The following is an 18,663-nucleotide window of genomic DNA, read 5'->3' on the forward strand; positions in this document are numbered from 1 at the left end:
CACCTCTCCTATTCTATATTTGTAATGACACCAAGTGCGGATAATATCACTGATACAATAATTACGATGAAGATCGCTCGAGTAGAGTTCATACTTTTACGTCCTAGTAACCAATAAATACCGAAAACGATTGCTAATGGGAGTATTCTAGGTAAAATCAAATCAGCACTGTCTTGAATCTTAACTGATAAGTCCCCAATTTGCGGTTCCCATGCAAATTTTACACGTATCATCGTGGCAACAAGGGCTCCTACCATGAAGACCCCGAGCAGTGTAGCTGCATTCGTTAATGATTCTAATCGATGTTGCATCGTCGTAACGAGGGAGACCCCTTCTTTATATGCAAACTTCAATTGTTTCCAACGAAAGACGAGTATGGCTAAGATGGCTACAAACCATAGGATTGCTCCGAAAGGATTACCGTCTTGAGCCATGTTCGCAGCAATCGCACCAAAGATCGTAGGTACGAGAGAAGCAAAGATCGCATCCCCTACTGCAGCAAATGGTCCCATTAAACCAACTTTCAACCCTTTCACGGATTCTTTCGCTACAATTTGTTCTTTTTCTTCCATTGCGATATCGATACCGGTGATAATCGTGTTGAAAAAGTTACTTGTATTAAAGAACTGTGCGTGTGTTTTCATCATCGCATAAAGTTCAGGCGTATCATCGCCATAAATTTTTCTCAATTGCGATAAGATCGTATAAAGATAACCGCTTCCTTGCATACGTTCATAGTTCCAGCCAAATTGGAAGAAGAGAATACTTCTAAGGTTAATTTGTCGAAAATCCTTGTCAGTTAATTTATAAGGCGTTGTCGGCGGTTGACCAGTGAATTGTCTCGGTTCGTTAGCTGGTGCTTGTGTTTCTTTTTCCTTATCTGAAGCTTTAGATTTTTTATAATTCGTCATCTTCAATCTCCCCTTCCTCATCTGACTTAGTCTCTCCGTCTCCCATCAGACTACGAGAAGTGACTTTCGCTTGTGATGTCCGTTGATATTCCATCGCTGCTAATGCAAAACCAATGGCTGCAATGGCTAACATCGGTAACGCTGAAAATGACATATCAAATTTTTTATCTAAACTTGCTACGGCTGTACCGACACTAGATAACCCATCAAATAACGTAACGGAGATGGCTGTAATGATAAAACCGAGAATGAAATACGGATAATGTTTTTTCAATGGTAGATAATGTAGTAATATCGCAAAACCTACTGCAGGTAATACAGCCCCTGCGACAGTTAAACCATCACCTAACCATTTCAAGTCTCCATTTAAATAATGCACGATACGGCGTACGACACTACCTCCGAAAGCAAGCGCTAAGCCTACTGGGATCATACGAGAAAGCATCCATGGAATGGCACCATATAAGTAGTTACGTTCAATGCCTTTGTAATCCATTTGTTCGATTTTTGTATCTATACGATGTGCGAAGAATGTATTTGTAAAACGTGCTAAAATATCTGTTTGAATCATTAAGCTCGCTACTGGCACGGCAAGTGTTGCGAATGCTTGTTGAGGATTCATACCAAGTGCGACTGAGAAAGCTACAGCGAGTACAGTCCCTGAGTTTGCGTCAATTCTTGAAGCGCCCCCAAATGTACCTACGCCTAAAATCGTTAACTGCATACCACCACCAATGATTAATCCAGTGGTGATATCTCCCATAATCAATCCAGAAATAATTCCTGCAAAGACAGGGTGACCAAACATATTAAACTGGATATCGTCTAATATTTGGTAACCTGAATACAACGTTAATAGTAAAATCTGCCACCATAATATTTCCAAATCAAACACCTCTTAATTTTTGTCTTTGATTAATGACATAAAGTCCTCTGCCTTATCATTTGGCACCATTTGCGCCACAATTTTCACTCCTTGTTGATGTAATGTTTCAAAATCTTGTATATCTTCATCGGTAATATTAATCGAATTGGTAATTTGACGGGTCTCATCAGTTTGAGACATATTACCGACATTTAATTCATCAATTTGAACGCCGTGTTCCGCAAGTGCTACAAAACGGTCCGGACGTTTAGCAATGACCATGAGACGTTGTGTACCATATTTACCGTTATTAATATTTTGAGCTGCCTTCTCTATGGGAATGACACTAAGTTTGATGCCTGCAGGTGTCGCTAGTTTTAATGCTTGTTTATCAATGTCACTTTGCGCCACTTCATCATCAATCACGACAAAGCGATCAATATTTAGTTTCGTTGCCCATAGATTCGCAACTTGTCCATGTATTAATCTACCGTCAATTCGATTTCCTATAATTGCCATCATAAATGCTCCTTACTTATTAAATTTGGGAGTTTCTATGAAGTTGATTGTGTCTGCATAACTCCCCTCAGTATCAAAAATAATCACTTCGTTTTCGCCTTGTTTTAACAATGCTTTAGAAATATATAACGATTGAGAAGGTCCGACCTCCCAATAACGGCCGATATTAAAGCCATTAACTAGAACAATCCCTTTAGAGAAAGCGCTTACATCAATGTGTGTACTTTCCACTTCGTCTAAATCAAAGATATACCTGTAAAAGGCGGGTTGTTTCTCGCTCCAAGCACGTTCAAAGTGTGCTGTTGTTAAACGATCAAAGTCAATATCGAACTGTTCCCAGCCCTGTACAAAATGAAGATCTTGCATCAGCCCTTGTCCTAATCCTTTACGCTGGGTCGGTGCCAATAATTTATAACCATAGTTTACACGGCCCATATGTTCTACTAGCACATCGATTTGTGGTCTTTCCGTCTCTAGGGTGACTTCGAAGGCTTCACCGATTGCTTCTTGATAAGCTGTGTAAACCCATTGCTGGTCCACAAAACATTGCACGCGATCTCTCGCTTCTACAATTCTGAGCTTTTCTTGTGTCGTCGCTTTGTTTAAACATGTACGATACACCATATAGCCATAACCTGAACCTGCTTCTTCCATCGTTTGTGGATAATCACTCGTTGTTTTCGTCGAGATCTCTTCTAGGATTTCAAACAAGTTGACCTTACCTGCTAAAGGAATATCATCTAAAGTCATCAAAGGTTTCACTTTCGGTTCCATTTGTTGAATATCTGGAAGTTCTTCTTTCAACATGCGTTGTAATGCAAAATATTTTTCTGTTGGATTGCCAACTTCATCTAAGGGGGCATGATAATCATAAGAGGTCACTTGTGGTAAATCTTTTGTTCCTCTTGCTGAACACCCATTCCAAAATCCAAAGTTGGTCCCACCATGAAACATATACAAATTAACGGAACCACGTTGAATAGCTTCACGAACTTCTTGAGCCAAATCAGCACTATCTCGTTTGATGACGGGTTCATTCCATCGATTAAACCAACCGTCCCAAAACTCCATACACATCAATGGCCAAGACTTACCATGGCTTTCATTGAATTGTTTGAGATTTGTGAAATTTTGTTGCGTACGTGAACCGAAATTCCCTGTTGCTAAAATACCATCTTCAATCAGACTACCTGCTTGTAAACATTGCGCCCAAGCACCATCTGAAGTAAAACAAGGCACCGTCACGCCTTGTTGGCGCATCAATGCGTATATCTTACGTAAATACGCTTTGTCTTCCCCAAATGAACCGTATTCATTTTCAACTTGAAACATGAGTATAGGGCCTTCTCGATCAATTTGGAGTGGCGCTAATATTTCGAATAACACTTTAAAGTAACGCTCAACATGTGCTAAAAATTTAGGATCACTGGAACGAATGCGCATAGAACGGTCATTGAGTAGCCAGGCAGGCAAACCTCCAAAGTCCCACTCAGCACAAATATATGGAGAAGGCCGAACGATGACGTACAACCCTTGTGCTTCTGCAAGTTTAATAAAGTGTTGAATATCTTTATCTCCTTCAAAGTCAAACTGACCCTGTATGGTTTCATGAAAGTTCCAAGGTACATATGTTTCTACTGTGTTGAATCCGAGTGCTTTAAGATTATATAAACTATGTTGCCAATCTGCTTTCGGTATTCTAAAGTAGTGAATCGCGCCTGATAAGAGTTGGATCGGCTCGTCATCTAATAAAAAGGATGTTTCGATTTTAAAACGACTCACTTCATCACCTCATTTAATTTTGAATTGGTGTTGCAGTTTGTTGATTCACTTGATTCAATGCGTTTAAATTATTTAGACCTTCTTTTGCTAACCATGCTTTGGCCGCTGCTTCACCTTGTGTGATGAGTGCTTCTGTTGCGCCCTTCCACGTAGCACGTCCACAAAGAATACCGTTGAACTGCGAACCATGTGCTGCAGCAAATTGTAGTGAGTCCATAAACAGCTGTGCAGAAACGCCTCCGCTTAGATATATATAAGGTAAATCTGTGGCCTCAGCTTGTTGTTGAAATGCTTCAGCTGCCTCGGCTTGGGTCATGACCGCTTCAGAGCCGAAACCTTCAACAAAATTCATATTCACAGGAATTTCAACCTTTAACGTATCGACTTGAAATCTAGGTTCACTGAAGATACGCATCGCTTCATTCACTTTATGTGAGCGAACTTTCCCATAGTCAGCTCCTTTTTCATCACCAATCGTATCGTCATAAGTTAATATTTCTAGTAAAAACGGCATCTCTTCTGCCTGACATTCAGTGCCTACACGTTCAATCACAGCTTGCTTCTTATCATTAATTTCATCCGATTCGTCTACATCATAGTAAAGTAGAAATTTAACTGCATCTGCGCCTGCTTCTCGCAATCGACGCACGCTTTGATTTTCAATTAATCTGGGTAGACGACCTGGTTGCGCTTTATCATAACCTGTTTGTTCATATGACAAGATGAGACCTGAATCCTCAGCATTTTTGTTCGCTGCCGCTAAGCCAAATTCTGGATCAACTAAGAAACTGGATCCATAAGGCGTTAACACTTCAGCTACTAATCTTTTAAATAGAGACAAGTTTTCCTCAGAATCTTGTGTGCCTAATAACTTTCTTAACGCGCCTCGTTGATCTACCGCAATCGCAGCATAAATCCCGTTTTTATCCACTAACCGACTCAAATCTTTTGTTCTCATATATATCTCTCCACTTCTATTTCAGACTTAATTCGATTGACTTGTGTGACATCAATCTGTCCTGTTGCCTGTTGTAAAGCATTGGAAGTCCCACATGCTAACGTGAGCTGAATGAGTGATTGTGGTTCGAGTTGCTGCTCTACGCCGTATGCAATGCCTGCCACCGTTGCATCCCCTGATCCCACAGGATTAATGACATCTCGGTGTGGTACTGTAGCACGATAAACCTCCTGACCCCACTTGACGATTGCGCCTTCGCTACCCAGCGTAAGAAAGACATCTCTTGCTTTGAAATAAGGATGTGTTTGTAATAAACGGATTTGTTCCGCTACTGATAAATCCGTTTGTCCTACTAAGCGCTCAAATTCTTCGCGATTCGGTTTAATACATTGAATTGACAAATCAGCATCAAGTAAGGCTTTAAGTTCCTTTGCGTTCGTGTCGACGATGTGATAGCTATGTTGATATTTAGTTAAAATGTGTGCCATGTGTTCAAATTGCGTTCGGCCTTCAAATTGAGGAGAACTCCCACTGATTGTGACGACTGTCGCTTCGTCTAGTTTTGCTTTTAACGTTTGAAAATATTGTTGCTGCTCCTGTTCTTTGATGTAAGGACCTGCTTCGAGAATTTCAGTTTGTGTTGCTTCATCATTGATCGCAAGGCTTTGACGTGTCTCATTTTCAATCGTTGTAAATGCAGTGGTCATCCCGCGTTGTTGTAGTGTTCGTGCTAGCCATTGGCCATTCGGTCCTCCCAAGTAACCATAAGCACAATACGTTGCCCCAAGCTGATGTAAGACCTTAGTGACATTAATGCCTTTACCACCAGGATTTTTAATTTTCTCGTGGACGCGATTGACTGTGTCTATTTGAATAGGGTCAATCATGTAAGTTATATCTACAGAAGGATTAAATGTATGTGTCGCTATCATACGAATCAACCCTTAAATGGATAGATGGTTACACCTTTAACCACACGATTGATGAAGCCATCTGGGCTTGGATTATCTGGATTTAACCCCATATCTACAGAGCGTTTCGCTGCAAGCAATTGCCCAAAAATCAAATATTGTAATGCGAGTTCCATATCTGATAATTTTTCGCTCTGAGGTAACTGTGCTGTTTCAGTATTTGCTTCACTTTGACCATCTAAAATAAAAATTTGATAACGGCCTTCTACCTCACTGACTTCACGAATTAAATCATCTTCGTATTGGCGACGGTACGCGTCATTACTGCGCAACATAATGAAAATCGAGTCAGCACTCAACCCTGCTTTTGGACCATGTCTGAAGCCGAGTGTCGTTTCTCGAGCAATTTCAGTTTGTCCAGCGGTGAGTTCGTTGAGTTTCAAACTTGTTTCTTTCGTTAACTCACCAATTAGACCGGTACCCACATAGAACACCTTAGAAAAATCAAGTTGGCTGACCGCTTCTGCTTGTTCTTCTAACCAATCGAAATTAGATGCGGCAATATCAAAGAATTCAGGACTCACTTCGCCGCCAAACAAGAGGTAGCTGGCAAATACCATCGATGAAAAACTAGACGTCATCGCAAGTGATTGGTCATTCGTTTTTTCAGGTAACACAACCTTGAATACGTTGTTAGCGCTTTCATCATAGGCTCCTAAAAATCCATCTTTATTGTTAGTGACAAACAAATGATAAAGATGGTCTGAACATTGATTTGCAATTTCTACAGTAGCTTTCGTTTCCGGACTATTGCCAGAGCGCGCAAAGGAAACGACGAGATATGCTGTTTGGTCGTCGATATAAGCTTGTGGATCCGTCACAAAATGGGTCGTAGGTACAGATTCAAAATCAAACTGTTGAAATTGACCTGTACGACATGCGATACGTGCAATATCTCCGACATATGCACTTGATCCCGCTCCAGTAAAAAGAACTTTCAACTTTTTATCTGATTGTTGTTGCACAATATTTTTCATAAATTGATTGAATGCGTCTTTTTTCGATTGTACGATATCATACGTTTCTTTCAACGTTTGAGGTTGTTGCTTAATTTCCCGATACGTGTGTGTATTTTCTAACACTGTAAGACCTCCTCTATTTTTAACGCTTACATTAACTTAACCGTGTACTTATATTCGTGACCGCTCGCAATACTTTGGGTAAATTCAATCACATCATCATTCATATAAGCCGTACGTTCAATAAACATGCAGCTATCATCTTCAACACCATTGAGTAATTCTGCTTCATCTTTTCTAAGCTTACTGGCAGTTAAATTTTCATAAGCATTCGTAATTTGAATACCGTAATAATGGTTCAATGTTTCATAGAGTGATACACGGTTAAAATCAAATTGTTCTAATCCTTCACAATGACGCATAGGTAGGTAGCTCACTTCGTAAATTAGCGGTTTATCATTAGCTAAGCGAAGCCGCTTTAATTCATATACATACTGATAAGGTTTCAACTTCATTTTTTGTTGTAAAAAAGGCGTAGAGGGGATGAGTTGGATACTCAACATACGAGTACTTGCCTTATCTCCATTCTTCTCGATTTCATCTTTGAAACTGTACAGCTCGTTAAGAAATTGGTTATATCGACTTCCTAGTACAAAAGAACCTTTCCCATGCTCACGCTTAATAATGTGATCTTGCTCTAAACGGTCCAATGCTTCTCGCACTGTGATACGACTCACTGAAAATTGATCACATAGCTTACGTTCTGAAGGTAGTTTATCCCCCTCCTTATATTCTCCTGATTTTATTCGCTCGTGGATCCCTTGATAAACTTGATCATACAAGGGTAGTTTTTCTGACATTCTATTCACCTCTACTGGTTATAACCACTTAAAGCATAATTGTTAATTTACAATTTGTCAATGTAAACATTACTTTTATTTTATTTTTGCCATTTTTAAGGCTCTGTTGTGCATGATTTAAGCAGTATAACACTCAAATTGTTTACGACTGGTAGGTCTGTTTAAGAATAAATGAGACTGAATTTAATTGTGGTTATGACCACTTTATTCTTAAATTAATAAGCACGCTTAAGCCGTTTGACCTATTAAATACCACTTTTATACTCCTGTAATTATGGTATGATGATTAAAATCAAATTTTGATGGCAGTATCTAAACATTTCACTGTAATGAAGCTGTGAATTTTTAAAAATATAGATACTGGTTTGTGGAAGTTCTTATAAATCAAACTTATTTACATAAACATCACTACTTCAAAATACATTAAGGGAATTAAGACAACTATGAACAGTAAGCACATTAACCTCATATATTTATTCACAATTTTATCTTCGAGTTTATTTTATGCTTTCGCGACGACTCAGTTAATTTCACAGACGACTTTATCTCCGTTTACGATCATTTTGATCAGTACTTCACTTGAACTCATCATTTACTTTGATCTCAATTACGTTAAAGGTGCCACAAGATTAAGTACAAGATCGCTCAGTATCATAGGCGTCATTTTATTGATTGCTGCTCAAATCTTGTTAATGCCTCTTGTGAATCATAGTCTTGTGTTGATCGTATTATATTTAATCTGTACTTATTTATTTAATGTATATCTCCTCAACGTAGAAAATCATATTGTCGATTCAAGTACTGATACACGGACGGGATTAATAAGTATCACTACTTTACGCACATTATCTAAATTAATTGGTTTTGGTTTAGGTCCATTATTCCAATATTTATCTCTATGGTATTTTTCACTTTTCCTAATTTTTACGTTTATTATTCTGGCATCATTAAATATTAAAAATCAACACTCATTGGTAAAAGCAAAACTCTCAATTAAATCATTAAATGAAAAGTATATTATTTTTGTACTACTTTCATTAGCGAGTGTATCAGTGTTTATCATCCCGAAATTGGTTCAAACGTTGCACGATAAGGACCTTCTTGCCTATAGCAGTCTGCCGTTTGTCTTGCCGGTAGTCTGCGCGCTCATTTATTTAAAGTACCTAAAACATACAAGATTCAATAACAACTTATTATTAAAATGTGTGACTTCTTTAATATTGATCATAGCGTTTTTGACTTTAGATTTTTTAAATATGTTCTTTTTTATCAATATCTTTATTATTTCAATAATCATTACGTTAAATATTGCGATCACAATAGATATCCGAGCTTATTTTATCTCGCGTAATAAACACATCAATCTTAAAAACTTGCTACAGTTTTTAAATTTAATTAGCGCAATATCTCTGTTAGTTTTTTCAATTTTAGGATTATGGTTTATTCATATACCAGTGATTACGTTACTCTTGAATGCGATGACTTTAATAATACTCATTATTATCATTCCATTTAAACGAGCTTTAAATCAAAGTTCAGAATCATAACTGAATATATAAACAAATAAATGTCAGATAACAGAGCTATGCTCCCCGTTACCTGACATTTTTTAGTTATGTGTTTGGTTCGCTTGTACATGTCTCAATCCTGAGCTAATCGCTGTCGGAATAATCGATGCATGGTTCTCGTTTTCAAATATCTGTACGCGCACATTTTTATAGTGGCTGAGTTCAGATTTTAATTTTTGAACGCCTGTTACGAGCTTTGTTTCTAATTCTCCCGCAGCAATATAAATTTTGGACTGCGTCTGTTCAATTTTTGAAAAATCGTAATCTAATGCTTCCTGTTGATTCCACCATATTGAAGGACTCAACAAAATATAATCTGTGAATAATTCAGGTTTCGATTCCAGTAGATGTAAACCATAATAAGCGCTTAAACTATGGCCAAATAAGACTTCCTTTTGAGGAAAATCATTGATTACGTGATAGACCAATTGTTTCACATCGTTTTGCAGAAATTCATTAAATTGGTATGCACCACCTACTGGATATGGGATTTGGTTCACTTCTGCAGCGTTTCCCTCTTTATTTTCTCTTGTGAAATCATAATAACGTCGCTTTGTGATCTCTTCTGTTAATTCGATAGAAACGATGATATACGGACCCACACCAGTTTTCGATGTGCGATGTGACTGTAATTTCACAATTTCTCTTAATAATACACCATACTTATCTCCGTCTAATACATATAGCACTGGATAAGATTCGTGCTCAGGCTTTTTATTTCCCGGAAAATAAATATTAATTCGATATGTATAACCGTTAAATGTAAGATACTTTGTGATTGATTTCATGGCTGACCTATCCCTTCATGTGATGTAATCTATATTTCAAGAGTGTACAGTGTTGATTTTGGCTTTATTATAGCACGCATGAGAAGCAAGTTTGCGAAAGTAGTGATCTTGATTGTAAATAATGAAAAGACAATGTCAGCGGTCAATGGATAAAATTGCGAAAAAGTTCATAAATTCTGTAAATATTGCATTGTATTGTAACCGTTTTAGTGATTCAATGAAAGTAAAGATAAATATGGCTCGTGTTTGACGTGAAACACGCCAATCATGATTTACTATCAAATCTAACGTGAAAAGGGAGTCTTGAATCATGAAAATCAATCAAAGATACGTTAAAGTGCTTGTACTCTTCTTAATAAGCAACTTAATTTCAAATACTTTAGTAAAAAACGACAACTTCTTCAAATTTATCGTACAAACATTATTAGGTTACACAGTCTTTGCATTCGGACTAAAATACTTAAAAAAATTACAATCTAAATAAACAATAAAGAAGGTTGAGCTCAAAACCTGAGCTTAACTTTTTTTTACTTTAGACTTTCTCTTATCACTAATTCTGTAGCAATGTACAATGTTTTAGTTATCGTTCTTCCATTAAGCTGTTCCAGTAGTAAATCAACGGCAGACTCACCCATCAACTCTGTATAGACTTTTACAGTGGTTAAAGTCGGGTAAACGAAAGCAGCAATACTAATATCATTAAATCCCACTACAGCTATATCATTGGGTATCGTATAATTTGTTTCATTTATCGCTTTGAGGGCTCCAATTGCAATAGGGTCAGAAGCAGCTATAATAACATCAGGTAGACTATCTTCGCTTCTCTTTAATAATGTCTTCGTATTATGATATCCCGACTCTGCAGAAAAATCTCCAATACTAATATTCTTCTCATCATAAATCCCAAGTTTTTTCATATACCGACAATATTCTTTGGTTCTAACATCTTCTTCAATAAGCGTTTTTTTATCGCTTAAAGTTTCTTGACCACCTAAAAAGTAGATATTGTTATAATTTGTGCTCAAACAGTAATCAATTACTTTTTGAATTGCTTTTTTAAAGTCTACCATTACTGCATCAAAATCTTCTTCAGCCGGACTAAAATCTACAAATACCACATGATTTGTCAGAGATTTTAACTCTGCCACGTGTTGATTACTAAATTTACCCACTGCAATGACGCCATCAAAATTTTCATTTTTCATACTTTCTATGTCATTGTAAAATCGAAGCGCCTGTATACCCAGTTGATTACATTTATTTTCTATTCCAACACGGATAGATATATAATATAATTTATCCAACTCTTCTTCTTCGGCTAGACTCAATAAACATATAATTTTTGTCTTAGAATAATTTTTTCTTTCATTTCTATTTTTAGAATATGCCAATGCTTCTGCTGCTTCGAGTATAGTGCGCTTTGTTTCATTACTAACAGCTAGTGAGCTATCATAATTCAACACTCTTGAGACCGTCGCTAATGAATATCCTGTTTTATCTGATATATCTTTAAGTGTCGCCATCTATTCATAACCTCTCAACTTTTAAAAGTCTATTTCTCTATCCAGGATAGATGAAGTAATATTTAATGCTCTTTCTTTTTCCCCAATTGGTGAGTTTTCAGGTTGTCTGCCCCAAATACTCACTCTGTTTGCTATCCATTCTATTGTCGCATACAACGCTACAGGGTATCTAATGATATAAGGTAAAAGTGGATAATCATGTATCTTTTCACGTCTATAGTCTTTAGCAGAATCTTGTTTTTCTCCTAGCCAATGGTATGAAGCACTATTCACTTCTAGAAAGACAATATTTTCTACTTTTTCACATTTATCAATATGCTTATGACCAGACAAACATAGAAGTTTCTTATTTGTTAGATTGAGTATATTTTGAACATGCTTTGCATTTTGAATTCCTCTTTTTTCATCTTTTAATGGATTATGAGATAACAATATAATCTTTCGTTCTGTTATTAATGCTTCTTCTTTCAACCATTCCACTTGCTCTTGACTTAATAAAGCTTGTCTTTTTTCATTAAAATAGTTCCCTGTATCGTAATCTACTTCTTCCCCTTTATTGTTTAAATAAAAATTCGTATCTAATACAATAAAACGAAACTCATCAATATCTTCATAATAATAATTATTTGGTATATCATAGTAACGTATTGCTTCAGCTTTAGAATTAAAATCCATATCATGGTTTCCCAACACATGGAGTGTCGGTATATGCAAATATGAGATTAAATCTAATAATTTTTCAGTTTTCTTAAGATATTTATTTGTCTGCTCCTCATAAAATAAGTGATAATTAATAGGTTGATTGTTTGATATACATTTAGTTTCGACAGTAGGCGCAAAATACCCAAAATCACCTAAATTAATAAGTACTTGAGCTTGTTGCTTGGTAGCTTCTTGTAATATTTCATGAATACGTTTTTCACTATTATCAATGATTTCTGAATGTAAATCCGTAAAGATAGTAAATTTAGTCATCTACTGCCCTTCTCCCAATTGTTCTGACATAAAATCCGTAATTGTTCCTGTATGAGAATCGTAATTCATTTCTTCAACTATCTTACCAAAAGCTGATTTTTGAATGATTGTTAAACGGCCGTCTTCAGTTTCATCTGTAGCGTTTAAATGAAATAATACATTATCGTTAAAGTATACGTAAACGCCTGGTCTTTGATAAGCCGTAACCTAAAACTGATTTAGATGTTGATCACGAATTGTAAACCCTCCTTCTTGATCAATGCTAATACTCAATAACTGCTCTCCATAAGGGCTCACAAAATCAAACCATTCTCCTTGATTAAAAGTTCCAGACACACCTGAAATACCATCAATCGAAACTTTATTCACAATGTTTTTTCCATCTTCATCTACATAAATATGAGGTGCTTGTGAACCAATTCTATAGGGCCATCTATAAATCAGATGCCAATGTGGTGGATAATCTTCGTGTAAAAAATTCCCCGTTTCAAATCCCAAAATTAATAAATGACCTAATTGCTTATTGTTTAAAACTCGTCCCACTCCGCTAAAATTTATAATCGCTCTGGTTGCCATCATATAATTTAATACTGCTTTTACTTGATTTTCTGGAAAGGAGGTGTATTTACCTTGTTCGTTACCTTCTTTATTGTGCTCTACTCTCACAGTCAAACCATCTTCTCTAAAAGTGGAATGTACTTCTAAAGTATGTGTTTTCTCTGTAAGTATACTGACTTCTACATTAAATGTGACATGCGAATCGTTTTGTGAAAATATTAAATACTGTTTTTCTGATAATATACTGTTTAATTCTACGTTATCTGGTAACTCGACATAGAAAGTAACGATATTCGCATCATCTAATGGCGGATGTTCAATAAAACAAATATACGCATCTTCTAATTCATAAAAATGTTTGTCATCGTCAATGATATGACATGGAAAATCAGCGTGAATCTCAATTTTAGGCAAGCCATACAGACCAGGTATTTGTTTAATTAATTTAATACAACTCTTTACATTTTCATGATATGACAACCTAAGTACCTCATTTCATCTTTATTGTTATATTTTCGCCTGTTCGTGTTTCAAAAAAATATAAGTCATTAATATCAAATGTGTAATTGATTGCTGCATTATTATCATATATATGATCGCCCTTTGTTTTAGCAGCAAACATAAAGTCACTGATATTCGAAAATACGATAGTTTCTGAACCATGAAACTCACTTACTTCTACGCTTGAGTGAATGATAGGCCTTTTATTATCATGTTCTTCTGCTATTTCTACTTTTTCTGGTCTAATCCCCAGTGTGATTTGATTTGTATCTATCTTTGTTAAAAGTTCTTTCTGTGATTCATTTAAATTAATGACATCATCTGTATCATTTACAAACAATTTACCATTTTCATATTGGCACTTAAGTAAATTCATCGAAGGTGACCCTATAAAGGAAGCTACAAATGTATTGTTAGGCGAATTATACACTTCTTTTGGTGTACCAATTTGTTGGATTTCTCCTTTATTCATCACTACTATTTTAGTCGCCATCGTCATCGCTTCAATCTGATCATGGGTTACATAAATCGTTGTTGTATTTAAACGTTTATGTAATTGAATAATTTCTGATCTCATTACCACTCTGAGTTTAGCATCTAGATTGGATAAAGGTTCATCCATTAAGAAAAAGTCAGCATCCCTTACTATTGCTCTTCCAAGTGCTACTCTTTGGCGTTGTCCACCAGATAACTCTCCAGGCTTTTTATTTAAATAATCAACTAAATCTAATAACTCAGTTGCTTGATGTACTTTATTTTTTATTTCGCTTTTCTTTTCTTTTTTTACTTTCAATCCATATCCGATATTATCTTCAACAGTCATGTGTGGATATAATGCATAATTTTGAAATACCATTGCGATATTTCTATTTTTGGGTTCTGTTTGGTTCGCTACTTTACCATCAATCAGTAATTCACCTTCAGATATACTTTCTAACCCTGCAATCATGCGTAATGTAGTTGATTTCCCACACCCAGAAGGCCCAACTAATACAATAAAATCTCTTTCCATAATATCTAGATTAAAATCTTTAACAGAGTATGTTTTGCCATCAAAAGTCTTCTTCACATGATTTAACTGTAATTTTGCCATTAGATAATTCCTCTCTTTTCATTTTTTATGCTAAATATCCGCCCTGTTTTGCCCCATCTAACAATTTATTTGTTAAAAAGAAATACAATATCATTGTCGGTGCTGCTGCTAATATTACTGCTGCAAACATTCCTGCATAATTGCCTGTCGCTTCCATTGCTGTTACTGATTGTTGTAACCAAACACCAACTGGTCTCATTTCAGAGGTGTTCGCAAAAATAAGCGGTAAGAAATATGCATTCCATTTTCCTATTAAATTAAAGATCGTTAATGTAATCACAGCTGGTTTAGCCATTGGAAAAATGATAAACCAGAAAGTTCGAAACGGTCCTGCGCCATCAATGGCTGCCGCTTCTTCATAACTTCGAGATATATTTTTAAAATATGCAGTTAGAAAATAAACATCAAAAGGTATCGAATTGGCAGTAAATAGAAGTATAATAACTAATCTAGAATTAGCTACACCGAGCTCACTCAAGTGGTAGTATAGAGGCATTGTAATCATAATCGCCGGAACCGATAACGCAACCACAAATAATTGTTGTGTTAATCTATTACCTTTAAACTCAAATCTAGATAGAATATATGCTGCTGGTGAACAAATTAATATAAGTAAAATGGTACTCGGTATGGTATAGACTAATGTATTAAAAATAGTCAATGCTCCATTACTATTTGCAATCAGATGTTTATAATTTTCAATATTGAGTCCTTCTTTAAAAAGGTCTCCTGTAAAAATACCGCGAGTCGTTGAGAAAGAAGCTAAAAATATCCATCCAAACAAATATGCCACGAATACTACAAATATAAGCATGACGATATATGCTGGTGTTAACTTCATTTGATTTTTTAAATTAAATCTTTTCATTGAATTTTTAATATTCATCATTATTAACCTCTCTTAATACTCATAATTTCTTTGAAAACATAATTAGAAATTATAAATAAAATTAATCCTACAATCGTCATCATTACACCGGAAGCTGCACCAATACCCACATTTGTATCTGCATTGATCTCTGTTCCAAAAATTTGCTGGTACGTAAATAACATTGGAGTGACTGTCGACACATCACTGAATACACGTGCAAAGGCAAAGAACCCTATCGTTGCAGTTGTAAATAAAACCACCGAAGTTCTAATAACATTTGTAATGAGGGGTAACGTAATCGTGAAAAATTGTTGAATCGCATTTTGCCCGGCGATTCTAGCAACATTATAGTAATCTTGAGGAATGTTAGACATTGCGGAAAGAAACATTAATGTAAAACCACCAATGCCTCCAAACGTGGCTGCAATAATCATCGAGGTTAATATCATTTCTGAACTTGTCCACTCTATGTTAGCGAGTTTTTCTAAACCTAGCGCATCAAAGAATGTCGTCAACATCCCATATTGTCTATTAAAAACATAGAGTAACCATGCGTAACCAATCGCTATGACTGATATCACTTGTGGCAAATACACAATTGAAGTAAAAAATCTTTTCCCTATAATATTACTATTGAGAATAGCAGCAAATACTAATGCTATACCTATTGTAAAAATACCGGAAAAGAACCAAATTTTGAGTAAATTCATTGCTGAAGCTTTAAATAACGGGTTAGCTAATAAATCTGTGTAATTGGTTAATCCTACAAATTCCCATTCTTTAATAGGTGATGTAATTGTATTAACTTTAAAAAAGCTCATCACAATCGTTCTTAGAATTGGATACAAAATAAATATGAGAAATAAACCTAAAGCTGGACCAAGAAATAAAGCAATTGTAGACTTCTTCATTTTCAAAACAAAATCCCACCTTTTTATTAAGCATTTTTAATTTCTTCTATAAATTCTTCTGCGGTCGATTTACCAGATATCAATTTAATAACAGCTGATTGTATGATAGGCCCTAAATCCGCATTATCTTTGATAGCTGTTTGAGAAATGTAACCGTCTTCCATTCCTTTAAAAATAGGTTCCATATCTTTTAAATCTTTAGGATATTCCGTTTTAGGATCCACGGGTAAAGCTTTTGCTTTATCGGCCATCTGTTTATCGAATGATTTTGTATTCACAAATACCGCAAATTCAAATACAGCTTTTCTTTCTTCTTCTGTTGTATCTTTATTGATTCCGATACCATATGAACTAAATGCAAGATGGTCTATGTTATCTTTACCGCCTTTAACTTCTGGGAATCGAAATTGTCCCCATTCAAAGTCTTTATTCGCCGTTCTTTGTACTTCATTAGGCATCCAAGTACCATTTAAATACATAGCCACTTTGTTATTGAGTACAAAATTTTGTTGTGCTTCTGGGAACTGCATACTGGAGATGTTTTCATCATAAAACCCTCGTTTAGCCAAATCTTCTATCGCTTTAGCAGCTTCTAACACTGCAGGATCATCCCACATTTTCATTGTTTTATCATTCGTTAATTTTTTGACCCATTCTTCTCCTTTAAGTCTAGATAAATAATATCCAAGTATACCTGTTGAATATTCAGGGTCTGTCGTTAATACGGTGTATCCTTTATCCTTAATCTTTTCGCCAACTTCAATAAACTCATCCCAAGTTTTAGGTACTTTATCTACACCCGCGTCTTTGAAAATCGTTTTATTATACATAAACACAAATGCTTGAGGATTCATTGGAACATAATACAAGTTGCCTTCTCCTAAATCTTTAGCTAAATCATAAGTTGTTTTCGATGTATATTCTTTAAACGGCTTACCATTTGTATTAGGGTAAGATTTCTCTGCATATTTATCTAATTTAGCATTATATTGTGAAAATTTATCAATGATATTGACTCCGTTTGCGTCATACATCGTGACATCTCTGTTGCCTTGAATAGCTGTAGGAAGAATATCTGAATTTTCCCTGCCATTAAAAGACATTTTTATATCTATATCATCATTCTCTTTTGAAAATGCTTCTGCAGCGTCCCTTAATACTTCCGCTTGTGGCTCAGTGTCATTGTAACTAGACCAATAATGTAAGGTAATATTTTTCTCCTCATTATTGTCACTTGAACATCCCGTTAAAATAAAAGAGAAAACAACAGCTAAAATCAAAAATTTCTTAAATCTATTTCTCATCCCTCAATTCTCCTTTAAGTAATATCGACATCTCTCAATGTCTACAAATTCCATTTTAAAGACTTATTATTTAAGGAGTGTAAAATTAAAGTGTTTATTGAGTAAAGTTTTACTAAAAGTTTTACTGACTACTGTAATATAATTAAAAAAAGAGGTTCAATCCGCTTATAATAATCAGCGAAAACCTCTCTCTCCTCAAGATTTAATACAACAAATTTAAATACCAATTAATTTAGTATAGAAAAACATTGGGCTTTATTATATTATATAAATGTAGTTTGAAATAAATAAATCGGTTAAAAGTTGCAAAATTCTATATGTATGACTCAGCTTTTACTATTTTATTAGGATTATTTTACCCATTTTACATACTACTAAGGAAATAAATGATAAAATTAAAAATATGAATATAAATTCTGAAGATTACATTAAATAACCTCAAAGTTTTAAACATCTAGTTTAATTTAAGTATTACAAAATTGCAGAATTAAAATTTCCCATAAAGGTAGTACTTAAAAATGTGTGAAAAATTATGAAATAAGAAGGAGTAAAAAAATGAATTCGGTCGGAATGTTGAGAACTAATAAAAGACCTCTTATATTAGCTAGAACGGTCTCCTATGTGTGTCAGCACTTTGGAATTGATTTCTTTTATTTTAGACCAGACGACGTTGATATAGAGAATAAAAAAATCAATGCTCAATTTCTTGAAAAAGGAAAATGGATTAGAAAAACTGTAGACTACCC

Annotated in this window: 17 protein-coding genes; 1 reads left to right on the forward strand and 16 read right to left on the reverse strand. The window is 35.2% G+C overall.

Annotation, left to right across the window (positions count from 1 at the left end):
* Window positions 1–8: 8 nt before the first annotated feature.
* The 9 genes from APS80_RS03885 to APS80_RS03930 all read right to left on the reverse strand — a co-directional run bounded on the left by APS80_RS03885 (window position 9) and on the right by APS80_RS03930 (window position 10,181).
* Window positions 9–911 carry a PTS system mannose/fructose/sorbose family transporter subunit IID gene (locus APS80_RS03885; RefSeq protein WP_083498159.1) on the reverse strand — a complete coding sequence of 301 codons (903 nt, stop codon included), beginning with the start codon at window positions 909–911 and terminating at the stop codon, window positions 9–11.
* The gene (locus tag APS80_RS03890) at window positions 898–1,797 is read right to left on the reverse strand and encodes a PTS mannose/fructose/sorbose/N-acetylgalactosamine transporter subunit IIC (protein ID WP_059106977.1); all 900 of its coding nucleotides are present in this window, start codon (window positions 1,795–1,797) and stop codon (window positions 898–900) included. Before APS80_RS03890 ends, APS80_RS03885 begins: the two co-directional genes overlap by 14 nt.
* A 12-nt stretch (window positions 1,798–1,809) precedes the next feature.
* Window positions 1,810–2,295, reverse strand: a complete 486-nt coding sequence (locus APS80_RS03895; RefSeq protein ID WP_059106978.1) for a PTS sugar transporter subunit IIB — start codon at window positions 2,293–2,295, stop codon at window positions 1,810–1,812.
* A gap of 12 nt (window positions 2,296–2,307) precedes the next feature.
* Window positions 2,308–4,077 carry a glycoside hydrolase family 35 protein gene (locus APS80_RS03900; protein WP_059106979.1) on the reverse strand — a complete coding sequence of 590 codons (1,770 nt, stop codon included), beginning with the start codon at window positions 4,075–4,077 and terminating at the stop codon, window positions 2,308–2,310.
* Between the two features lie 13 nt (window positions 4,078–4,090).
* Complete coding sequence (locus APS80_RS03905; RefSeq protein ID WP_059106980.1) at window positions 4,091–5,035, reverse strand: tagatose 1,6-diphosphate aldolase; 945 nt, start codon at window positions 5,033–5,035, stop codon at window positions 4,091–4,093.
* On the reverse strand, window positions 5,032–5,967 hold the full coding sequence (locus tag APS80_RS03910; protein ID WP_059106981.1) for a 1-phosphofructokinase family hexose kinase: 936 nt from the start codon (window positions 5,965–5,967) through the stop codon (window positions 5,032–5,034). Before APS80_RS03910 ends, APS80_RS03905 begins: the two co-directional genes overlap by 4 nt.
* Before the next feature lie 5 nt (window positions 5,968–5,972).
* Window positions 5,973–7,088: an SIS domain-containing protein gene (locus APS80_RS03915; protein ID WP_059106982.1), complete on the reverse strand. Its 1,116-nt coding sequence runs from the start codon at window positions 7,086–7,088 to the stop codon at window positions 5,973–5,975.
* A gap of 26 nt (window positions 7,089–7,114) precedes the next feature.
* A complete protein-coding gene (locus APS80_RS03920) occupies window positions 7,115–7,825 on the reverse strand; it encodes a GntR family transcriptional regulator (protein ID WP_059106983.1) in 711 nt (236 codons plus the stop codon).
* Window positions 7,826–9,434: 1,609 nt separating this feature from the next.
* Entirely contained in the window at window positions 9,435–10,181 is a 747-nt protein-coding gene (locus tag APS80_RS03930; protein WP_059106985.1) for an alpha/beta hydrolase, read from the reverse strand.
* Between the two features lie 310 nt (window positions 10,182–10,491).
* Between APS80_RS03930 and APS80_RS10810 the strand changes: the two genes are divergently transcribed.
* Complete coding sequence (locus APS80_RS10810; protein WP_169791245.1) at window positions 10,492–10,665, forward strand: hypothetical protein; 174 nt, start codon at window positions 10,492–10,494, stop codon at window positions 10,663–10,665.
* A gap of 43 nt (window positions 10,666–10,708) precedes the next feature.
* Here the strand turns inward: APS80_RS10810 and APS80_RS03935 are convergent, their stop codons facing one another.
* From APS80_RS03935 to APS80_RS03965, 7 genes are all read right to left on the reverse strand, one after another.
* Window positions 10,709–11,704, reverse strand: coding sequence for a LacI family DNA-binding transcriptional regulator (locus APS80_RS03935; RefSeq protein WP_059106986.1), 996 nt, complete (start codon window positions 11,702–11,704; stop codon window positions 10,709–10,711).
* 21 nt (window positions 11,705–11,725) lie between these two features.
* Entirely contained in the window at window positions 11,726–12,679 is a 954-nt protein-coding gene (locus APS80_RS03940; protein WP_059106987.1) for a metallophosphoesterase family protein, read from the reverse strand.
* 207 nt (window positions 12,680–12,886) lie between these two features.
* Window positions 12,887–13,717 carry a hypothetical protein gene (locus APS80_RS03945; protein WP_059106988.1) on the reverse strand — a complete coding sequence of 277 codons (831 nt, stop codon included), beginning with the start codon at window positions 13,715–13,717 and terminating at the stop codon, window positions 12,887–12,889.
* Between the two features lie 10 nt (window positions 13,718–13,727).
* Window positions 13,728–14,831, reverse strand: coding sequence for an ABC transporter ATP-binding protein (locus APS80_RS03950; RefSeq protein WP_059106989.1), 1,104 nt, complete (start codon window positions 14,829–14,831; stop codon window positions 13,728–13,730).
* Window positions 14,832–14,856: 25 nt separating this feature from the next.
* Window positions 14,857–15,720 carry a carbohydrate ABC transporter permease gene (locus APS80_RS03955; RefSeq protein ID WP_197708586.1) on the reverse strand — a complete coding sequence of 288 codons (864 nt, stop codon included), beginning with the start codon at window positions 15,718–15,720 and terminating at the stop codon, window positions 14,857–14,859.
* A gap of 2 nt (window positions 15,721–15,722) precedes the next feature.
* Entirely contained in the window at window positions 15,723–16,613 is an 891-nt protein-coding gene (locus APS80_RS03960; protein WP_232234397.1) for a carbohydrate ABC transporter permease, read from the reverse strand.
* A 26-nt stretch (window positions 16,614–16,639) separates the two neighbouring features.
* Window positions 16,640–17,917, reverse strand: a complete 1,278-nt coding sequence (locus APS80_RS03965; RefSeq protein WP_059106991.1) for an ABC transporter substrate-binding protein — start codon at window positions 17,915–17,917, stop codon at window positions 16,640–16,642.
* Window positions 17,918–18,663: the final 746 nt, after the last annotated feature.

Origin of the sequence: Staphylococcus auricularis (assembly GCF_001500315.1) — a bacterium.
Taxonomy (GTDB): domain Bacteria; phylum Bacillota; class Bacilli; order Staphylococcales; family Staphylococcaceae; genus Staphylococcus; species Staphylococcus auricularis.